Raw genomic sequence first — 21,387 nt, 5'->3', positions numbered from 1 at the left:
CGTGGGAGCCTGGCGAATGAAACCCGGTTTACGATAGAGGCTGTAGCCTGAATACAAAAGAAAAGCGCCCGCCGGAGGGAGGAGAACCGGCAGACGCTTTTTAAAACCCTCTGCACTTAGTCAGAAGGAGATGCAGCTGAAAGACTGGGAGGAGGCGTCTGCCAGCTGCGAAACTTTTATTACTTTATTGCCTGACGTGCGTAGCGGGCAATGTCGGCGCGGGCAATGCCCAAGTCGTCGAGTTCGCGGTTGGTCAGGCTGGACAGCTCGTCATAAGTCTGACGGAAGCGCTTCCAGTTGTTGAATTTGCGAACAACAGAGTCGATCATGATTTTAGGCCTTCTAGCTCTCTCATGGCCATAGCACCGCGGATCGGTGTCTGGCCCATTCATCTCTTACAGGAAGCAAGATAGGAAAATTGTGCACTGCGAGGTAGAGGGGGAATCGCGCGGCAGATATGCAGAAAATGCATCACATCAAAGGGTTAATGCAGTATTTACCGGGCTGTTACTCATTTTGAGCATAGCTGAAGGCAACTGACTTCGCATCTGCAAAATGCGGGTATGGACAAGGCCGGAGCGCGCAGGCCAGGTTCCGAGAATAAAGAGGCGGGATTTGGGGCGGTCCAAAGACAGGAGCCTGTCAGGCGAAGATCAAGGAAAGCCTGGAGCCGGACAAACGAACGCCCGCCAGTGGGAGGAGGTACTGGCGGGCGTCGTTTCGACGTGGCGGGACTGGGAGGAGGATGCCCCGCGTGTCACACGTCCTTAGGCTGGGAGGAGGGTGCCCTCGGACGCGATCTGAATTTCTTAGCCGTTCACTGAACGGCGGGCCACGAACTTGATATCACTGCGGTAGATGCCGAGATCCTGCAGTTCGCGATTTGAGAGGCGGGACAATTCGTCAACCGCACGGCGATAATTCACCCAGTTGCTGTACTTTTTGCGCACAGTGTCTAACATTTTCTTATTCCTTTAAGAGCGCGGCGCTTTGTTGGCTGCGTCGTTGTTGAGAAATATATAATTCACCCTCTAAAATAAAAGAAGTGCGAACTTCGCATGACAGACATGCAATTTGTGCAATGCAAAACAAAGAATCGTAAAGCGGCGGAAATCGGCCAAAAAAGAGACGTTTTTCAAGTGCAGAATCCTGTGTGCAATGCACACAGGCATTTCTTCACAAGAAAAAAACTTCATGAAAGGCCTTTTAAGGCAGTTGCGGGCCGCCCCGGCTCGCCTGCTGCGGTGCTGCCACCACACGCCTATGGGGGCTGTGGAGGCGGCATATCAGAACGCAGAGCGCAATCCGCTTATTCAGCTGCATCCGGGCGGCGCTGCGGCCGGCGGTGCATCACCTCTTTCAAGAACTGGCCAGTATAGCTTTCCGGGGTCTCGGCAACATCTTCCGGACGGCCGGTGGCAACGATGGTACCGCCCCCATCTCCGCCTTCCGGCCCAAGGTCGATAATCCAGTCCGCCGTTTTGATGACTTCGAGATTGTGCTCGATCACCAGAACCGTGTTGCCCTGATCCACCAGCTCGTGCAGCACATCGAGCAATTTGGCAACATCGTGGAAATGGAGCCCAGTGGTCGGCTCATCCAGAATATAGAGCGTCCGTCCGGTGGAGCGCTTCGACAGCTCTTTGGCAAGCTTCACCCGCTGCGCTTCACCGCCGGACAAGGTGGTGGCCTGCTGGCCAACCTTGATATAACCGAGGCCCACACGCGCGAGTGTTTCCATCTTGTCCCGCACAGCCGGAACCGCCGAGAAGAATCCGGCGGCTTCTTCTACGGTCATATCGAGAACATCGGCGATGGACTTGCCCTTGAACTGGACCTCCAGTGTCTCCCGGTTGTAGCGTTTGCCCTTGCAGACATCGCAAGTGACATAGACATCCGGCAGGAAGTGCATCTCGATCTTGATCACTCCGTCGCCCTGGCAGGCCTCGCAGCGGCCTCCCTTCACGTTGAAGGAAAAGCGGCCCGGTTGATAGCCGCGCGCTTTCGCCTCGGGCATGCCGGCGAACCATTCCCGGATCGGTGTAAAGGCGCCCGTATACGTTGCCGGATTGGAGCGCGGGGTGCGGCCGATTGGTGACTGGTCGATATCAATCACCTTGTCCAGCACTTCCAGCCCGTCGATTCGATCATGGGGGGCAGGATTGTCCCGGGCACCGTTCAGCCTGCGGGCTGCTGCCTTGTAAAGTGTGTCGATCAGGAAGGTCGACTTGCCGCCGCCGGAAACGCCCGTAACGCATGTGAAGGTGCTGAGAGGTACATCCACGTCCACGTTCTTCAAATTGTTACCGCGGGCGCCGCGGACGGACAATTGCCGTTTCTTGTTGATCTTGCGCCGTCCATCCGCTCGGTCAATTGTGCGGGCGCCGGACAGATATTCGCCGGTAAGAGACTTCGGATTGGCCATGATCTCCGGGGGCGTGCCCTTGGCCACCACCTCACCGCCATGGACCCCGGCGCCCGGGCCGACATCCACGACATAGTCGGCCGTCAGAACCGCGTCTTCGTCATGCTCGACAACGATCACCGTGTTGCCTAGGTCGCGCAAATGTTTCAGCGTTTCCAGAAGCCGGGCATTGTCGCGCTGATGCAGGCCGATGGACGGCTCGTCCAGCACATAAAGCACGCCGGTCAGGCCGGAGCCGATCTGCGAGGCGAGCCGGATGCGCTGGCTTTCGCCGCCTGAAAGAGTGCCAGAGGAGCGGGACAGGGTCAGATAATCGAGGCCGACATCGTTCAGGAACTTCAGCCGTTCTCGGATTTCTTTCAAGATCCGCCCGGCGATTTCCGACTGTTTGTCATTCAGCTGGGCCGGAAGGCCATCGAACCAGTCCCGCGCCTCGCGGATAGACAATTCGGTGATTTCACCGATGTGCTTGCTGGCAATCTTAACTGCCAGGGCTTCGGGTTTTAACCGGAACCCGCCGCAGGCCGGGCAGGCATGGTCAGACTGGAACCGGGCCAGTTCTTCGCGCACCCAGGTGGATTCGGTCTCCCGCCAGCGGCGTTCAATGTTTCCGATCACTCCTTCAAAGGCTTTTTCGGTCCTGTAACTGCGCACTCCGTCATCATAGACGAATTCAACCTTGGTCTTGCCGGTGCCATGCAGAACCGCATTTTGAACTTCCTGGGGAAGATCCTTCCAAGGGGTCGACATGGCGACCTTGAAATGGGTGCAGAGCGCTTCCAGGGTCTGCGAATAATAGGGCGAGGTGGAGCCGGTTTTGGCCCAGGGCAGGACCGCCCCTTCGCGCAAGGACAGGGAGTGGTCGGGGACCACGAGATCTTCTTCAAAGGCCAGCGTTGTGCCAAGCCCGTCACAGGTCGGGCAGGCGCCAAAGGGGTTGTTGAAGGAAAATAGGCGCGGTTCAATTTCCGGAATGGTGAACCCGGAAACCGGGCAGGCGAATTTTTCGGAAAAAATCAGCCTTTCCGGATCCCCCTTGGCATCCGTCTTGTCTGCAAATTCGGCAGCCGCAATGCCGTCTGCCAGCTTCAGGGCTGTTTCCAGAGAATCGGCCAGCCGGCCGGAAATGTCGTCGCGCACGACGATCCGGTCCACGACCACATCGATGTCGTGCTTGAATTTCTTGTCGAGAGCAGGGGCTTCGGAAATCTCGTGAAACGTTCCGTCGATTTTGACCCGCTGGAAGCCCTTTTTCATCAGTTCCGCAAGTTCCTTGCGGTATTCGCCTTTGCGGCCGCGCACCATCGGTGCGAGCAGATAAAGGCGCGTGCCTTCTTCCAGCTCCATTACGCGGTCGACCATCTGGCTGACCGTCTGGCTTTCGATTGGCAGACCCGTGGCGGGGGAATAGGGAATCCCAACCCGGGCAAACAGCAGCCGCATATAGTCGTAAATCTCGGTCACCGTGCCGACCGTCGATCTGGGATTGCGGGACGTTGTCTTCTGCTCGATGGAAATGGCCGGGGACAGACCGTCGATTTGGTCCACATCGGGCTTTTGCATCATTTCCAGGAATTGCCGGGCGTAGGCGGAGAGGCTCTCCACATAGCGGCGCTGGCCTTCCGCATAGACCGTGTCGAAGGCGAGTGAGGATTTGCCCGAACCGGACAGACCGGTCATGACGATCAACCGGTCGCGCGGCAGGTCAAGGTCAACACCTTTGAGATTATGCTCCCGGGCCCCTCGAATGCTGATCATTTTCGTCGGGTCGTTTTTCCAGGTTTCGTCTGTCCGGTCGCCGCCAGATGTCGACATGCTTGTGGTTCCTGCCGTCTGGGCCGCCCTAAGCGGCCCGCCAATTCGTTTGCCTTGGTCCCAGTACAGCTCTGCCGGTGCTTGAAACCGTTTCTCGATATAGCACCGAACCGGGCAACATCCAGTAGAGGAAGACGTGGCCGTTGAGAAACACCATGAAAACTGAGATGCAATTGAAACCTGTTTACAGAAATGATAAGAACAAAACAAGTACAAGATGCGAAAAAGAGGACGGAACTGCAAGCTGCCTCAGAACAGGCCGGGAGGCACGGTCAATCTGGTGTGGCGGAGAGGGCTTGCCTTGTGGAAAATGGGTTCTTGGGAACAAAAATGAAGGCAGGGCGCTTGGCGGACCGCTACGGTTCTGGTTTCTAGCCGCTATAAAGGCTCAGATTACCCGGCAGAAGGTTTCAGACCGCACCGGAAACTGGACAAGCCATAACAAACAGGAGTGCAGGATGGCGGGCAGCGTCAACAAAGTTATTTTGGTCGGCAATCTCGGGGCCGACCCGGAAGTCCGCCGGACACAGGACGGCCGGCCGATCGCCAATCTGCGCATTGCTACCTCCGAAAGCTGGCGGGACCGCAATTCTGGCGAACGCCGGGAAAAAACCGAATGGCATCGGGTGGTGATCTTCAATGAAGGTCTGTGCAAGGTGGCCGAGCAGTATTTGCGCAAGGGCTCGAAGGTCTATCTTGAAGGCCAGCTGCAGACCCGTAAATGGCAGGACCAGTCCGGGCAGGACCGGTATTCCACCGAAGTCGTTCTGCAGGGGTTCAATTCGAATCTGACCATGCTGGATGGCCGTGGCGAAGGCGGCCAGTCCGGGGGCGGATTGCCGGATTATGGCAATGACAGCCAAGGTGGCGGCGGCTTCGGCGGCGGTGGCGGCGGAAGCTATGGTGGCGGCTCCGGCGGCGGAGGCGGCTATGGCGGCGGATCTGGAGGCGGCGGCTTCGGCAGTGGCGGTGGCGGCGGTGCTGGCCCCATGGACGACGAAATTCCGTTCTGACCGCAAACTTTGGTCGTGGAGGCCAAGGGAGCCGGGAAAAACCCGGCTTCCGCACCTTAAGCGGCGCTGCCAGAAATACGCCGACTGCCGCCGATGCGCCCGGGTCCTGGAGCAAATTGCGTTCACTCGGATCGGCCACTTGCGGTTAGAAATTCTAAGATTTCAACGCAACAGACAAGAGGCACGCGACATATTCGTCACACCGATTTGATTTCAAAATATGTGTATGAGCCTTGCCCTTAACCCCTTCATCAATCCTGATATAGTAACAATCAGTTTGCGGTTCGCGGACGGAATTGCTGCACCGGCTTAATTTTACCGGGTTCCAGCGCTACACATCGCGGACAAAGTTGAACCGGACCCGTTCAGGATTCGGGACAATTTTAAGGAGAGTGGGCTGGCGGTTCCGCGCCCGGACAGTGTTACTGACACGTTGAACCGGTTACCGGGGCCGCGACTTTTTAGGGTTACGCGATGCAGGCGAACAATATGAAACAAGAAACACGGTCAGATGCCACCCGCAAGACCGGCAAAGTGGAACAGCTGCAATGGGCTGCTGGCACATCCCTGAAAGCCTGTCTCATGGTGACAGTGCTGGCGGGAGGAATCTGCGCGTCTATGGCCGGTCCGGCGTCTGCTCAGGGCTTTTTTCAACGTCTGTTTAATCCGGAACGGCAACGAATTCAGCAGGAACAGCTGCGTGCAGAACAGCTCCGCCAGAAAGCGGCCAAAGTCAAGGTGTCCGCTCCGCGCTACCTGAATTACAAGGCGGATGTGCTCAAGCCAGTGTCGCTGACGCCACTTTCTGAAAAGAAGACTGCAGAAGTCCAGCCGACTGCCACCGAGGGTATCGAAGCGCAGGAAACGGCTCTCACGGGAAGCGATGCCCTGCCGGCGGCTGAAGTTCTGACGGCGTTTGACAAAGCCCGCCCAAGCCTCAAAGGCCTATCCCTGACAGTCCTTCCGGACGTGGGCAAGGCGCTGATCGCCTATTACCGGGAGCATCCGGATTTTCTCTGGGTGGATGCCAATGGCGTCACCCTGAAAGCCGAACGGCTGCGGATGGAACTGGGTGACGCGGCCTCATACGGACTGGTGCCTGAAGACTATTTTGTGCCGCTTCCCGATCTCAGCGGCGTTGACGACGCGGACCGGGCCGCCGTTCTGATGCGGTTTGAGATGAGGCTCAGCGCTGCCGCTCTGACCTATGTGCTGGATGCAAAGCGCGGCCGCGTCGATCCGAACCGGATTTCCCAATATCATGATCTGCCCCGGCACAAGGTTGACCTGGCCGCTGCGCTTGGCGATCTGGCTGCGGCCAATGATGTAGCAACCGCGCTTCAGTCCATACAGCCGCAAAGCGATCATTTCCGCAGGCTGACTGAAGAACTGAAACGCTTGAAAGCGGAAGACGAAGACAAGGAACAGATTGTCATCGCACCCGGCACGTTTCTGAAAGCGGGCAAGTCGAGCCCCGAGATGAAGCATATTGTTGCTGCAGTCGCCAAGAACGGGTCCGATGTGCTGAAGACCGTTCATGCCGAGACGCTTGAGGCCTATGACGGCAGTGACGTCTATACGCCGGAGTTGGTCGCCCTTGTGAAGGCCTTTCAGAAAGATGCCGGCCTGACGCCTGACGGCATCGTCGGCAAAAACACCATCAAGGCGATGGTGGGGGAAACCAACGCGGCCAAGATTGCCAAGGTTCAGCTCGCCATGGAGCGGAGCCGCTGGCTGCCAGAACATCTCGGTCCCCATAAGGTCTTCATCAACCAGGCGGCCTTCACGGCCACCTATACAGAGGCTGGCAAAGAGCCCTATTCCATGCGTGTTGTGGTGGGCAAGAAGTCGAACCAGACCAATTTCTTCTACGACAAGATCGAAGTGGTGGAATACAATCCCTATTGGGGCGTTCCCTATTCCATCATCGTCAATGAAATGCTGCCCAAACTGGCCAATGATCCGTCTTATCTGGACCGGGCAGGCTATGAGGTGACGACCCCGGGCGGTCGGCAGATTTCGTCCGCATCTGTCAATTGGTATGCGGTGGCTGCCAAGCAGCAATCAGTGAATGTGCGGCAATATCCGGGCCGGTCGAACGCCCTTGGGGAAGTCAAGATCTTGTTCCCGAACAAGCATCATATCTATATGCACGACACGCCGTCCAAGAGCCTCTTCAAAAAAGACGTGCGGGCCTTCAGCCACGGCTGTATCCGCCTGCAGGACCCCAAGGGCATGGCAGCTGCCGTGCTTGGCAAATCGAAGGACTATGTGTCGTCAAGGATCGCGTCCGGTCAGAACGAGCAGGAAAAAGTCACCGGCAACATCCCGGTTTATGTGTCCTACTTCACCGCATGGCCGGAAGCCGATGGCAGTGGGATGGGCTATTATTCCGACGTCTATGACCGGGACCGCTATCTTTTGAAGGCCATCGACAAGACAGAAGCGGCCCGCGCCAAGGCCCGTCAAGACGGGTAGGCGCGCCACGCTTGAAAGGGCCTCAACAGGTAAGAGACAGATCCGAATTCACAGACTTTGCCCTCAAAAACGGGCCTGAACACACAAAGCGCCGGATTGTGCCGACGCTGAACGTCTTTAAGGCCCCCGGCGGAGACGCCGGGGGTTTTGCTGTTCTACCGGACGAGAGCAAATCGGCTCCGCTTTGGTTTGTCTTTCGCGGCCTGAGATCAGAGATTTCAACGCGAAAGACAAAGCAATTTTAATCCGGACTTATGCGGCAGGCTCTAGCGTGCTGCGCCTGCCAGCGATTCAAGAGTGGCCGGAAAGGCACTTGTTCAAGGACGCGGCAATATTGCCCAGAAGCTGCGGATAAAGATCCGGGCCATTGGTCAACTCGGTTCCCAGCGGGTCGAGCGTACCTTTGTGGGCATCGCTGCCTTCCAGAACCACATCCACAAGCTTGGCGTCGAATTGAGGTTCCTGGAACACGCAGGTCACTTCGAGATCTTTGATCCTCTCCTGCACTTCCGCAACACGGCTGGCGCTTGAAACAGTTTCCGGAGAGATCGTGATTGCACCGCTCGCCTCGAGGCCGAAATGATGCTCAAAGTGATGATAGGCGTCATGGAAGACGACAAATTTCTTGCCAGCCACCGGTGTCAATGTGCCCTCAATTTCTGCTTCCAGAGCTTCAATCCGGTCTGCAAACGCCTCGGCGTTTTTCTGATATAGCGCCGCATGATCCGGATCAGCCTTTGACAAGGTTGCTGCCATGGCCTTGGCAATTGCGATGCCATTATCCGGGTTCAGCCAGATGTGCGGATCTTTGCCGTGGTGGTCATGAGCGTGATCATGGCCCGCATGCTCTTCGTGATCATCGCCATCGTGCCCGTGATCACCATGGGCGTGCTCTTCGTGAGCGTGGTCGTGATCGTGACCCTGTGCTTCGGAATGGGCTTCTTCGCCATGATCGTGGTCATGTTCATGTTCAGCATGTTCTTCATGGTCATGACCGTCGTCATGATCAGCGTGCTTTTCGTGATCTTCATGGTCTTCATGGGTCTCATGGGCGCCATGATCATGGCCCTCATGATCCCCGTGATCATGGGCATCAAAATTTGCCCCTTCCCGGAATGGGAGCTGCGAAATGCCATCGGCCTCAAGCAGTTCAACCGTTACGGCATTTGCGGCCATGGAGCTGATCGGTTTGGCTAGAGAAGTCGTCAGTTCCGGGCCGATCCAAAAAACCACATCCGCCCCTTGAAACAGGAACGCCTGGGAGGGCTTGAGGGCAAAGCCATGCGGCGAGGCCGCACCGTCAATGATGATGTGCGGCTCGCCAACGCCTTCCATCACCGCGGAGGCAATGGAATGCAGTGGCTTGATCGTTGTCACGACATTCGGGGCGTCCGCAAAAGCCGGAGTGGCACCGGCGGCCAGAAGTAGGGACCCGGTCAGCGCCGTACGAGAGAGAATGCTCTTGAAGGGCGAAGCGGGGCGAGGGAACCTTGTCTGAGATGTCATTGGAGTTCGTATCCATGCATGTAATCTTGTAACGCGTAATTCTATAACGTCCGGGCGGGAGACACGCAAGCGCCGGGCGGCAGGAATGCGGACAGGGACAACCGGCAGAGGCAGGTTCTGTGGGAACCCAGGTGGTTAACCCGTTGTTTCAAGGATTGTTTACTTTAATGACGCAAGGTCCAGGTACTTGGTCTCATGTGCAGTTTGGGCGTTATGGTATTTCGAAAATCATCCTGGGAAGAGTATTCACTGGATGGACCTCTTGAATTGGAACAGGGGCCGCCACCGGTGGTTTATCGCCGTATTCTGCAGGTATTATCACTTGGAGCCGCCGCCTTTCTCGGCTGGTCCATGGTCGGTCAGGTTCGGGAGGTGGCCAAGGCAAGCGGGGAAATCATACCGGCCGGCAAAGTGCAGACCGTTGGACACCTTGAAGGTGGCATTGTTGCTGAAGTGCTGGTTCAAGAAGGCCAATTGATTGAAAAGGGCACCCCGCTCGTGCGGCTGCAGGAAACAGCGACATCCAGCGATCTGGAACGGGTGCAGGACCGGCTGCGGTTTCTGGCGCGGGAAGAACAGCGCCTTGCCCTGGAACCTTTGAACGGCACGGGGCTCCGCCTGGGTGGCGCCGCCAAATTCAGCGAAGCCCAGCAGGCCGCTCTCGAGGCGCGGAAAAAGGCCTTCGACCAGGAGCAGCAGGTGCTGAAGGCGAGGGTCAGCGAAAAACAGGCCGAGATCGCAAGTGTCTCTGAACGCATCGCGCTCCAACGAACCCAGGTCGAGATCGAGCAGGAAAAATTTGCGATCCAGCAATCACTCTATGATCAGGGCTACACGTCCAAGCGCCGGTTTCTGGACGCAAAGTCGGCGCTGCAGATGGCTCAAAGTGAATTGAGCGAACTGGTTGGGCGCAAGGGCCGGGCCGAGGCGCTGCTGGACGAGGCGAAGGCGGGGCTTGAACGCTCCATAGCGTCTGCCGAAGAAGAGCTTGCCGAAGAACGCAGCCGGGTGGCTCAGGAGCGCAGTGAATTGCGGTTCGAAGCGGAAAAGCAGAGAGACCGTTTTGAACGTCTGTTCGTGCGCGCGCCCATCAGCGGGCATATCAAGGCTCTGAACCTGAAAGGGGCCGGTAGTGTTCTGGCGCCGGGTGACGTGGTTGCAGAAATCGTGCCCACCAGCAGTGATCTGGTGGCAGAGGTGCGCATTTCCCCCCGAGACATCGGGCATGTGGACGTGGGCGCTGAAGCGGAAATTGCGATCACCACTTTCGATCCCAACATTCAGGGTACGGTCAAAGGCAAGGTTTCGGTCGTGTCAGCCTCCAGCTTCCGGGATGAATACGGCAATTACTACTTCAAGGCCGAGATTCCGTTACCGTCAGACAAGATTGGTACAGGCGCTGAGGCTGATACGATTTCACCGGGCATGGTGGTCGACGCGAAGATCATCACCGGCTCGAAGTCCATCATGCAATACATGCTGAAGCCGGTGACCCGCGCCATTGGGAACCCGCTCAGCGAACGCTGACCGGGCTTTCTTGTCCTGTCCGTGAGACCTGTTCGTCTCCGCAATGGTACCGGTGCCGTTTACCAGCGGATTTCTTCCACCTGAGCGAAGTCGATCTTGCTGCCATCAGCAAAGTCGACTGTACCGCTCGCATCCTGGGACAGCTCCAGGCGGCCCTCTTCGGTGATGACGTTTTCCACAGTTCCAGTGGTCACTGTCACCGTCCAGTCCGTGCAATAGTCTCCTGCGGAAGACACACAGGCATCACCGCCGAGGTCGATCACATCAGTCCAGCAGCTGCCAGCGCCGCCATAGACGGTGTCATTGCCATCCCCAAGCCCGTACATGAACAAGTCAGATCCGTCACCGCCGTGAAGGCTGTCATCGCCAGCCCCACCGACCAGAATGTCATTGCCTGCGTTGCCGGAAATACAGTCCGCGCCGCCTTCACCCATCAGGAGATCCCGGCCGCCATTGCCGATGATCTGATCTGCAGCTCCCCCGGAGCCACCTTCGATTCGGTCATTTTGGTCGCCGGTCTGAAGGGTGTCGCTTCCGCCGGCACCGTCAACGTGGAAGGATTGGCCAGAGCCATAGAATGAGCCACCCATATCATTTTCGGCATAGTCGCAATCGTAGTCACCGGTTACTCTAAGCGAGAAGCTTCCGGTTGAAACTGAACCATCCGCTGCAGATGCGGTGACGGTGACGTCGATGCTGCTTTCGCTCTGGCTGTCGAAAAAAGCATGATCGGCAACGACGACGTTTCCGTCCGCATCCACGGAAAACCGGTCATCGCTGACGGCGTAGCTGGAAGCACCGTCATCAGAGGTCAAAGACGCGACACAGACCCCGACTTTCGTTCCAGCTTCAGCGAGTTCATGAAATGAGTTGCCGCTGCTGTCCGCATCCAAGAGCGGTGCTCCAGGGGTGATAGCAAGGTCCCCCGCCGCAACGTCGCCATCTGAGAAAGCAAAGGTCTCCACATTCGAGGCCATCACGGTCCCATCCGGTGAGCCCTCACGCGTATCGACAAGGGTCAGGCTGCCATCCGTGTTCTCATGGACGGAATAGTCGTTTTGCGCGCCGGTCAGGACCACGCAATCAGTCCCACCGCCACCATCAACGGTATCATTGCCGCCGAAGGCATAGACGATGTCGTCCTGAGCGCTGCCGTTCAGCGCATCATTGTCATTGGTGCCAAGCGCAACACTAATGGTTTCCTCGTAGGCAGCATTTCCCGAATCCGTCACCTTGACGGTGACATTTTCAGTAAGAGCCGTCCCGCCGTCAAAGTCCTGGCGAAGCGACAGTTCCCCGGTCACAGGGTCGATTTCAAGCAGGTCATTGTCCTGCTGAACAAAGCTGAAATGGAAAGAATCGCCTGCATCCGCGTCCGCAACGGTCTCGATGCCCGCGACGACAGTGCCGCTGGCAAGGCCTGTGGAATCCAGACCCAGGGCGGAGGTGCCGGAGACCTTGAGGGCCGTCGGCGCGCTGTTTTGCAGCTCGTCCGCTGAATAGGTGCCGTCAGCAAACCGGAAATTCTCAACGCCCATGACCGTGTCGGTCCCGTCCGGTGATCCGTCCCGGTTATCGGTGACCGTGAAAACACCATTGTCGTCTGTGATCGTGTAGTCGGACAGGTTCCCGGAATACACCGCGGTATCGGTCCCCGTACCACCACGCAGCAGATCATCTCCGCCATCCCCGGACAGAAGGTCATCGTCGCCTTCACCTGTCAAAACATCCTTGCCGTCACCGCCGATCAGCGTGTCGTTCCCATCCCCAGAATAAATCCGGTCGTTCCCGGCGCCACCGTCAAGGTAATTGTCGGAATCACTGATCTGGACGCCCATGGCGTCATCGATGAAGTCATTGCCCGCGCCGCCATAGACCGTATCGGCACCAGTCCCGAATTCGATATGGTCATTGCCGTCCCCACCATGGATCACATCATCTCCGGCGCCGCTATAGATGGTGCTGCCATCTTCATGCGCCGTTATCGTTTCTGCACCATCCGTGCCGGTAATTGTTGTTTCCGAAACACCATCGTCGGTGAATTGATCCTTGCCGGCGGCAATCTGATAGGTCTCAGCTACATCGGAAACCCCAATGTCAAACGACTGCGTGGATTGGGACCCGTCCGATGACGTGGCCGTGACGGTGAACGACACTACCGGCTCGCTTTCATGGTCGAACGTGGCGCCGTCTGCCACTGTGACCGTGCCGTCCTCAGCAACGGCAAAGCGGCTGTCGTCGATGGAATAGGTGACCGTGTCTGAAACGTCATCAGATGCCGAAACGGTGACGCCCGTGTCTGCGCCGCCTGACGCATCCTCTGAGATTGTATTGGCAGCACTGTCGGTGTCGGTCACATCGGAGACAGCGCTTTCATTTACATCCGAAACGGAGATTGTGAAGGTTTCCTGAGACGAGGACCCGTCTGAGGAGACGACCGTGACCGTGACATCAATCGTGCTCTCGGTCTCTGCGTCGAAAGAAGCGCCGTCGGCAACCGTGATCTTGCCATCCGAGCCGACGTCAAACCGGTCGTCATCGATCGAAAAAGACACAGTATCGGTTGCGTCTGAATCCGATGCTGCGGCCGTGATCCCGGTGTCCGCGCCTGCAGCGGCTGTTTCGGAGATTGTATTTGCCGAGGGATCACTGTCGGTCAAAGCCGAGACGGCAAATTCGTTTATGTCGGCAACGGTGATCGTGAAGTCTTCCGAAACACTCAGGCCGCCTTCATCCGTGGAGGTTATGGTGACCGTTACGGTTTCTTCGGCTTCCCGGTCCAGGTCCGCGGCGTCTTTCAGCTTCAGGATCTGCTGGCCGGAGGTGTCTTCAACCACCTCAAAGCGGTCATCGGACACCGTATAGCTATGCGTGTCGTCCTGGTCCGGATCTGTGGTGGTGAGCGTGCCGACAACCGCGCCATCCACGCCTTCGGCAACTGTCATGTCATGGGCTTTGAGCGTGACATTGTCTATGAAGGCGCCGATCGAGACGTTGTCGCCTGCACTTTCTTTGAGTTCAAGAAGGTCGCTCCCTCCCGTGCCAACGACCTGAAATTCATACGTGGACCAGGAGCCTTTTGCCGGGTCGAACGTGTCCACAAGTTCACCATTCCAATAGACTTCAACAGTGCTCATAGAGGAGCCCATACGGGACTGTGCATCCATGGAAAGGGTGTAGACCTGTCCGGTAACCGTCTCCATGGATTGGGAAATGGAGTCTACCTCATTGCCGGAGTCCAGCTCGATATGCTGATCGCCTTCGGTTGCTTCAATACCATTCTTGCGGTCCCAGACTTCGATTGAGCTATCGGTAGCCCACGCCCCGGACGGATCGGTCTCTGTTTGAATGAACGATCCAGACCCGACGTCGAACTCCTCAAAGCTGCCATTGCGGACCAGATCGCTCGTATCCGTGACCAGCTGAATATTGGTCGGGGCTGCATTGGCCGGTCCCGAAACATCGATCGTGAAGGTTTCTTCCGATTGGGATCCGTCCGAAGAGGTTGCCGTAACCTTCACATCAATGGAGCTCTCCGTATCTGCGTCGAAGACGGCTCCCTCCGCAACGGTGACGACGCCCTCCTCATCGACCGCGAACCGGGGGTCATCGAGGGTATAGGAAACCGTGTCTGTGGCATCCGGATCATCGGAATGGACCGTAAGCCCAACTTCGTCACCGGCCTGAGCATCTTCAGAAACCGCATTTGCCGCGTCACCTGTATCGACAACATCGCTTGCAGCATATTCGTTGTAGTCAGAAACGTTCAGCGTGAAATCTTCGGAACTCGAAGATCCGTCACTTGACGTAGCCATAACAGTAAAAGTGACCTGGCTTTCGGTCTCAGCATCAAACACGGCACCATCGGCAACTGTCACATGACCATTTGCATCAATCGTAAACCGGGCGTCATTGATCTCATAGCTGACCGTGTCGGTTGCATCGCTGTCTTCCGCGTGAGCCGTAACCCCAACGGTTGAACCTGCGGGCGCATTTTCCGAGATTTCGTTCGCGCTCAGGGTGGTGTCGGTCAGATCGGAGATGCGCGCTTCATTCACATCGCCAACAGAGATTGTAAAGCTCTCTGTCTGGGTTTGCCCGTCAGACGATTGGGCAATAACGGTGATCGTATGGCTGGCAGCCGTTTCCGCATCAAGTTGTCCTGCGACAGACACGACACCGGTTACCGGATCGATCGAGAACAGACCAGCCGCGTCCTCCTGGAGGCTGTAGGTCACCTGGGTGCTGCCACCGGCGTCTGCCTGTGCCGTAATGCCAGTGGCAGTTCCAGGCGCTGCTGTCTCGGTAACGGTATTGTCCGACCCATCCGCATCCGCAACGGCAGACAACTGAGACGGCGTGACTGTCTCTTCCCGGCTGGATTCGCTTTCGGCACCGTCTCCGCCATCGTTCTCGAGGTCAATTTGAAGGCCGGTTCCGTCTGCTGAGGACTGCAGCGGGTCCATTCGCTCCGAAGGGGCTGGAGCCGCGCCAGAATCAATCATCGCGCCAGAGGTGCCAGCGGCTTCCTCGGCGAGAGAGACCGGCGGCGCGCTCGACCCTGGAGCGTCGACCATCCCAACGGCTGCGGCAGGGGCCAGGTTCTCAAGGTCTTCTGTATCGAGGGGGGCTTCAGAGCGTATGGTCTGGCCGTTCGCAGATGGTTCGTCAAACACGAGATCGGCAGAAAGTCCGTTTTCGGCCCCAGGCGCCAAATCGTCAGGATCAAAGGCAAGGAGGTCCGCTTCAGGGACATCCCGGCCAGCCGGCGCGGGCAGGGGGGGGACATGATACGGCTCACCGTCGACGCCCCCCAGATGCAGGTTCGAAGCGATGTATTCGTTGGAATCATCATTGCCCTGTGCGAGGTGATAATCGCTGGCTGGATCCAGTTGCCGGTCCCGCGTATCAATCAAGCCGGATTGGAGATAATGATCCGAAGTCAGGGTTGATGCTTTATCTTCGCTGTTTTGGCCCTGATGCCGGCCATTCGGCCGATTTCCGGTGTCATTTGCCATTCGCTTGCCTGTCCGCACATTTTTATCTGCTACCACTGAACGACGGCGCCGTTAACAAAGCGAAAAATCATCCGGATAATCTGTTGGTTATTTGAAATTAGCCTCTCAAAGAGGGGGTAGGGTAAACGTTTGTTAAACCAGACAGCGCAGGTTGGATGATAGGTGCACAACTCTGGCTAACTAATGCTGAAATCGATCTTTTCTTCCTTTACTGTTCCCATGATCCGGGTGAAACATTCACCGAGTGGGCAGTGGATTTCGGCTCCCCGTTTGCCATCCGATGTCGTGACCGCGTCGATCCTTGCCAACATCCTCGGTCTGGCCATGCCCCTTGCGATTCTGCAGGTCTATGACCGGGTGTTGCCCAACCAGTCCTCAGACACGCTTCTGGTCCTGATGGCAGGTGTCATCTTTGTGCTGATCGCTGATGGCCTGATCAAGATCGCAAGAACAGCCGTCGTGTGCCGGCTGGGCGCCAGCTTTAATCACCACAGCCATAAGGAACTGATCCGGCGGGTCTTGCATGCCAATCCGGAAGACTTTGCAGCAACGCCGGTTTCCGTGCATACGCACCGGCTACGCTCACTGCAATCGGTCTCCGATCACTACGGGGACCAGGCTCGGCTTCTGTCCATCGATCTGCCTGCTGGTGGCGTCTATCTGGCCGTACTGACCTTCATTGCAGGCCCTTTGGCGCTTGTTCCATTGTGTCTCCTGGTCCTCTTCGGTCTATTTGCCGTCAACCGGAACCGGGCGCTGCGAAACGTCATCTCCGACCGGGCCGATCAGGACGACAGAAAGTCCGATTTCATCATCGAGGCGCTTACCGGGGCCAGAACCCTGAAGTCCCAGGCCATGGAAGCGTTGATTATGCGCCGCTTCGAACGGCTGCAGGGGGAAACGGCCCGTTTGAGCGCCCGTTACATGCAACTCGCTGGGCAGGCCCGGGATGCTTCGTCGCTCTTTGCGACGCTGACGACCGTCTGCGTTGTTCTTTTCGGGTCCGTTATGGTTATTGAGGAAACTTTCAGCATTGGGGGCGTTGCCGCCAGCACCTTGCTGGCCGGGCAGTTCGTGCAGCCCTTTTTAAGGGCCATCAACCAATTGACCGATATGCAACGGCTACGCCACGACCATAGCCAGGTCGTGGCCCTGTTCGACCTGCCACCGGTCGTCTCTGGAAAGGTTCCTGAGAACGGCTCCGATGGTTCAATCCGATTGGTGAATGTGTCGCTGAACGGCCCGTCAGGCGGCCGCATTGCCTCAGATCTCAATCTGACGGTCGCCCCGGGAGAGATCGTTGGTGTCAGCGGCTCTGACGGAGGCGTCAAAACAGCCCTGATGAAGGTACTGAAAGGGGACCGGTGCCCCGATCAAGGACATGTCCTGATTGGCGGGCACGATTTTTCGGGTCCCTACAAGGATTCCATGCGCAGCTCAATCGCCTATGTGGACAGCAAGGCGGCTATCTTCAACGGCACGCTTCTTGATAACATCACCATGTTTGGTGCCATTTCCGACATTGCTCACGCACGCATGGCGGCCCGTCTCATCGGGTTGGAAAAGGACATTCATCTGCTGCCAAAAGGGTATGACACGCAGCTGGGGGCGGATCTCGGAGGCAAGCTGCCCACGTCGATCCTTCAGCGAATCTGCATAGCCCGGGCGCTGTGCGGTGAGCCCAAAATCCTGATTCTAGACGAGGCGAATGCCTTGCTTGACCAGTCCGCAGAAAAGGGGCTCCTGGAGGCTCTTAAACAGTTGAAAGGGCATTTGACCGTGATTCTGGTCAGCCAGCGCCCCTCGATGCGGGCCGTCGCCGACCGGCAGTTCCTCGTGGAAAACGGACAGCTCCAGGATCTGAAGCCGGGAAGCGTATCAGAGCCTAAGAGCCGGACCGGCACTGCTAGCAAGGAATTGTCAGCTTGACACGCGCGCTTTTTGATCTTCTGGACCTGGAGCCCTCGACGAATCCGGTTCACCGGCAATGGGAAGACCTGTCCGATGATTTGACGCGGGAAACGGCTGGCCAGTCGACCGCTTTCTCTCATCTGAGCAATAGCACAACTCCGGCAGGAAAATGCCTTGTTCCTCTCCTGCGCGAAATGTCGTGGCAGGGCAATGACCGGCTATTGTTCGAGGCGCTGCCGCATTTTGACGGCATTGACACCCTTCAGGACCTGCGCAAGGTTCTGAGCCGGGTCAAAATTGTGACAACTCCGTTTCACGGTGACCTGGGAACGTTGCCCGACCATCAGCTGCCGTGTCTGTGTGCCACCGGGGACGACGTTCTTGTTCTGGCCAGCAAGACGCCGGAAGGGGATTTCCGGGCCTATTCTGGAGCCTCCGAAAAGGCCGCTCTCCTCACGCCCAAAGCCCTTCGAAAGGCCGAGCTTTTCCTCGTTTCGGAAGATCGTGACCCGGCCGAAAAGACGGGTGCGGCCAGAAGCTGGTCCTCCGCGGCAGCCAAACAGTTCCGCGCCAGTATTCTGGCCATACTGGGGATTGGACTTCTTCTGAACGTCATTGCCTTGGGACCGCCGCTGTTCATTATGGCGATCTATGACAAGGCCATGGGCGCCAAGGCGTTCGATGTTCTGCTGACTATGGCAGCCGGGATAGCGATCATTCTTGTGTGTGAACTGGTGCTCAGAAGAACCAAGAACAGACTTCAGGCCTATCTGGGTGGCCGCGTGGACGCAATCGTGGGCAATGCAGCGTTTCAACGGATCTTGCATCTGCCCTATGCGATGCTGTCGGAAGCTCCGGTCGGCATGCAAGTCATGCGGCTGCGCTATTTCGACAGTGTGCGCGACATCTTTCAAAGCCCGCTGTTGAACGCGATTGTCGACATCCCCTTCACGCTGATCTTCATCGTTGCAATCTTTCTGATCGGTGGGCCGGTGGCCTTCCCACCTCTGGCGCTGCTGCTCGTCTACGGGTTGATTGCGGTCTATGTTCTGCCCAGGATCCAGCGGGAAGTCACCGCTGTCGGAGAGCAGAAAACCCGGTTCATCAGACACGTTATCGAAACCTTCCGGTTTCAGCGTGCGCTCAGAAACCTGTCCGTGGAAGATGCCTGGCTTGACCGGTTTTCCGCCTTGTCGGCACAGTTCAACAAATCCAACGTTCATGCCCGCAGCCTGACCTTTCTGCTGCAAACGGTTTCCCAGACTCTGATGACCATCTGCGGTGTTCTGGTGCTTGGTATTGGCGCCATGCAGGTGATGGAAGGCAATATGAGCCTCGGTGCGCTCATCGCGACCATGGCCATGGCCTGGCGGGTTCTCAATCCCATGAACCAGGCCTTTTTAAGCATCACACAGCTTGCCCAGAGCCGAACGGTTCTTGAGCAGATCAACGCTCTCATGAAAGTGCCGCTGGAGCGGGAACCAGGCTATCTGCCCAAGATCACCCGCGACCTTCAGGGAGACCTTCAGATCTCTTCCCTGGTGCTGCGCTATCCCGGAAGCACGGAAGCCAGCTTGAAGGGTGTCGACCTGACGATCAAGCAGGGGGAAATGGTCGCAATCACGGGCCCCAGTGGATCTGGAAAGTCGGCTCTGTTTCAGGCCGTCACAGGCCTGTTTCAGCCGCAGGTGGGATCAATTCTCTTTGATGGCCTCGATGTGCGCCAACTGGATGCCGGGGAATGGCGAAGCCGGATCGGTTATGCTCCGGAAGATCTCGACTTTTTCTACGGCACCGTCAAACAGAATCTGCTGCTCTGCGAGCCCGGTGCAAGTGACGAGAGACTTTACGACATCACGGAAAAGCTCGGGCTGCTGTCCTATCTGGAGACCCATTTTGACGGGCTTGAAACCCGCCTGAATACGGAGACGGTCAAACGGCTGCCGGACAATATGAAACAGCGGATTGTCCTGGCCAGGGCCTTGGTAAAGACCGTTCCCTTGTATCTCTTCGACAATCCCGGCACCCATCTGGATTTTGACGGGGACCGGCGGTTCATGGCGGTGTTGCAGGCCCTTCGGGGCAAGGCAACGGTTCTGATCAACACCCAACGGCCGAGCCATATGAAGATGGCGGACCGGGTCGTGCTGTTCCAGGGCGGCCAGATCGCCATGATGGGCGCCCCTGACAAGGTTGTGCCGGCTTTGATGGGACAGCAAACGCCCAGGGCCGGGTAGATACATGCGGTTCTTCACGGCAGGATCCTGACATCAAACCGTCAGTTGGCGGCGCCGGACCACACGCCGGTCCCGCCGGTCTGCATAGCCACACGCAGCCCATTCCACCCTGAACCCGACCTCCCGCTTTTTCGAGTTTGCGCGTAAAATGTCCACTTATGTAAATGGACGCGATATGAAAAGCCGAAAGAAACGGGAGGAAGCGCCACTTGCTGCACTTTTTGCGGCGTTCCGCCGCTTTGCCTCCGCTGTCAGCTGACGGGCACCCTCCAGATAGCGCCGACCCCGATTTGTCAATGATAAAACGGGCCGGATGCTTTGGAACAGCTTGAGGAAAGTGGGTATGCCCCCTACAGTCTCAACGCACGTTTGCGGGCACTGTCGATATGATCTTCCAGCGCCGCAACCGCCCGGTCTTCGTCCCGGGTTTCCAGGGCATCCAGGATCTTGAGATGTTCGCCGACAACCACTTCGATCAGATCCGGAAGAATACGGGTTTCCCGGCCGCGGATTATCCGGATCTTTATGGAATTGACCCGGTAGACATTTGACAGGAGGTCATTGCCAAGCCGGTCAATGACAAGGTCATGAAACCCCCAATCAACCGCCTGAGCCCGGTCCAAAAGGGCAGGGGTTACCTCCTTGCGGGCTTCTGCCAGGATCTCTTCGTGCTCCGCACGGATTTTTGCAATCGATCCTGGGCTCTCGTTCCGGCAAAACTCCTTCAGGGCGGCCAATTCCAGAATCATGCGCAGCTGAAAGGCGTTCCGGATAAGGTCGACATCCACATGGGCAATCTGCATGCCCCGTTTGGGCACGGTCTTGACGATTCCCTCTGCTTCAAGGCGCGGAACCAGTTCACGAATGGCCCCGAGCGGCATGCCGGTCATCTCGACCAGCTCACGCTGCGACACGAATTGCCCGGGCAGAATGTCCCGCGCAAGCAGCTTCTCGGTAAACGACCTGTAGGCTTCCCAGCGAAGCGTCGTCTTCAGCCCCTGATCTGTCATTCGGGCGCCGCTCCGTATCCGCTGCAAAGGATCTGGATGGTTCTCGTCACATAGCCTCCAGGGTCAAACACATGCTTAAAACGGTCCCCACGGTTGAATTCACCCATGCCCCACAGGTTCAAAATCCGGGTTCAATCCAAAGACCACGCCTGACAACAGGCGCAGTCGCCGTAACAGGTTAGTGTGATGCCACGATGATGGCAAGCAAGCCATTGTTGGATGAGGCGTTACAAAATCAGAACCTCCGTCAGAGTGACGAGGCTGAATTTGGTGCTATTCGCCCGCCGGAAAGATCAAAATAAACTGCCAAAACAATCATATCTAGGTGATCTGACGAGAAGGAGCAGTAAGGCGTCCGATCTTTTCACTTGCTGACATATCACTAACATGTTAGACGCAATTTCTCAGAAAGAGTTGTCAATCTGACCAGCTGCCGGTCCTTAAGGC

Annotated in this window: 11 protein-coding genes; 5 read left to right on the top strand and 6 right to left on the bottom strand. The window is 57.2% G+C overall.

Annotated features, from left to right (window positions below; genetic code table 11):
- Positions 1 to 179: 179 nt before the first annotated feature.
- From ACXAIC_RS02015 to uvrA, 3 genes are all read right to left on the bottom strand, one after another.
- Positions 180 to 329 (bottom strand): DUF1127 domain-containing protein, encoded by a 150-nt coding sequence (locus ACXAIC_RS02015; protein ID WP_475173080.1) that lies wholly within the window; start codon positions 327 to 329, stop codon positions 180 to 182.
- A 480-nt stretch (positions 330 to 809) separates the two neighbouring features.
- Positions 810 to 962 (bottom strand): DUF1127 domain-containing protein, encoded by a 153-nt coding sequence (locus ACXAIC_RS02010; RefSeq protein WP_475173078.1) that lies wholly within the window; start codon positions 960 to 962, stop codon positions 810 to 812.
- A gap of 347 nt (positions 963 to 1,309) precedes the next feature.
- Entirely contained in the window at positions 1,310 to 4,240 is a 2,931-nt protein-coding gene (gene uvrA / locus ACXAIC_RS02005) for an excinuclease ABC subunit UvrA (protein ID WP_475173076.1), read from the bottom strand.
- Between the two features lie 458 nt (positions 4,241 to 4,698).
- Here uvrA and ACXAIC_RS02000 point away from each other — a divergent pair, with 458 nt between their 5' ends.
- Positions 4,699 to 5,253, top strand: a complete 555-nt coding sequence (locus ACXAIC_RS02000; RefSeq protein WP_475173074.1) for a single-stranded DNA-binding protein — start codon at positions 4,699 to 4,701, stop codon at positions 5,251 to 5,253.
- Between the two features lie 582 nt (positions 5,254 to 5,835).
- Positions 5,836 to 7,731, top strand: a complete 1,896-nt coding sequence (locus ACXAIC_RS01995) for a L,D-transpeptidase family protein (RefSeq protein ID WP_475173419.1) — start codon at positions 5,836 to 5,838, stop codon at positions 7,729 to 7,731.
- Between the two features lie 291 nt (positions 7,732 to 8,022).
- Here the strand turns inward: ACXAIC_RS01995 and ACXAIC_RS01990 are convergent, their stop codons facing one another.
- Entirely contained in the window at positions 8,023 to 9,237 is a 1,215-nt protein-coding gene (locus ACXAIC_RS01990; protein WP_475173071.1) for a zinc ABC transporter substrate-binding protein, read from the bottom strand.
- 288 nt (positions 9,238 to 9,525) lie between these two features.
- Here ACXAIC_RS01990 and ACXAIC_RS01985 point away from each other — a divergent pair, with 288 nt between their 5' ends.
- On the top strand, positions 9,526 to 10,764 hold the full coding sequence (locus ACXAIC_RS01985; protein ID WP_475173070.1) for an HlyD family type I secretion periplasmic adaptor subunit: 1,239 nt from the start codon (positions 9,526 to 9,528) through the stop codon (positions 10,762 to 10,764).
- 59 nt (positions 10,765 to 10,823) lie between these two features.
- Here the strand turns inward: ACXAIC_RS01985 and ACXAIC_RS01980 are convergent, their stop codons facing one another.
- Positions 10,824 to 15,782, bottom strand: coding sequence for a cadherin domain-containing protein (locus ACXAIC_RS01980; RefSeq protein WP_475173068.1), 4,959 nt, complete (start codon positions 15,780 to 15,782; stop codon positions 10,824 to 10,826).
- A gap of 270 nt (positions 15,783 to 16,052) precedes the next feature.
- Here ACXAIC_RS01980 and ACXAIC_RS01975 point away from each other — a divergent pair, with 270 nt between their 5' ends.
- Together ACXAIC_RS01975 and ACXAIC_RS01970 are read left to right on the top strand one after the other, a co-directional pair.
- Positions 16,053 to 17,711 carry a peptidase domain-containing ABC transporter gene (locus tag ACXAIC_RS01975; RefSeq protein ID WP_475173066.1) on the top strand — a complete coding sequence of 553 codons (1,659 nt, stop codon included), beginning with the start codon at positions 16,053 to 16,055 and terminating at the stop codon, positions 17,709 to 17,711.
- A complete protein-coding gene (locus ACXAIC_RS01970; protein WP_475173065.1) occupies positions 17,708 to 19,930 on the top strand; it encodes a peptidase domain-containing ABC transporter in 2,223 nt (740 codons plus the stop codon). Before ACXAIC_RS01975 ends, ACXAIC_RS01970 begins: the two co-directional genes overlap by 4 nt.
- Before the next feature lie 350 nt (positions 19,931 to 20,280).
- Here the strand turns inward: ACXAIC_RS01970 and ACXAIC_RS01965 are convergent, their stop codons facing one another.
- The gene (locus ACXAIC_RS01965) at positions 20,281 to 20,940 is read right to left on the bottom strand and encodes a GntR family transcriptional regulator (RefSeq protein ID WP_475173064.1); all 660 of its coding nucleotides are present in this window, start codon (positions 20,938 to 20,940) and stop codon (positions 20,281 to 20,283) included.
- Between the last annotated feature and the right edge of the window lie 447 nt (positions 20,941 to 21,387).

The organism is Roseibium sp. AWQ4_254, assembly GCF_056161025.1.
The sequence above is the reverse complement of the archived record's forward strand: the minus strand, read 5'-3'. Positions and strand labels throughout refer to the sequence as shown.

Excerpts from the sequence above, each read along its gene's own strand:
- ACXAIC_RS02015 (WP_475173080.1), bottom strand. The coding sequence starts at position 329 with ATGATCGACTCTGTTGTTCGCAAATTCAACAACTGGAAGCGCTTCCGT.
- ACXAIC_RS02010 (WP_475173078.1), bottom strand. The coding sequence starts at position 962 with ATGTTAGACACTGTGCGCAAAAAGTACAGCAACTGGGTGAATTATCGC.
- ACXAIC_RS01965 (WP_475173064.1), bottom strand. The coding sequence starts at position 20,940 with ATGACAGATCAGGGGCTGAAGACGACGCTTCGCTGGGAAGCCTACAGG.
- ACXAIC_RS01990 (WP_475173071.1), bottom strand. The coding sequence starts at position 9,237 with ATGACATCTCAGACAAGGTTCCCTCGCCCCGCTTCGCCCTTCAAGAGC.
- ACXAIC_RS01995 (WP_475173419.1), top strand. The coding sequence starts at position 5,836 with ATGGTGACAGTGCTGGCGGGAGGAATCTGCGCGTCTATGGCCGGTCCG.
- uvrA (WP_475173076.1), bottom strand. The coding sequence starts at position 4,240 with ATGTCGACATCTGGCGGCGACCGGACAGACGAAACCTGGAAAAACGAC.
- ACXAIC_RS02000 (WP_475173074.1), top strand. The coding sequence starts at position 4,699 with ATGGCGGGCAGCGTCAACAAAGTTATTTTGGTCGGCAATCTCGGGGCC.
- ACXAIC_RS01980 (WP_475173068.1), bottom strand. The coding sequence starts at position 15,782 with ATGGCAAATGACACCGGAAATCGGCCGAATGGCCGGCATCAGGGCCAA.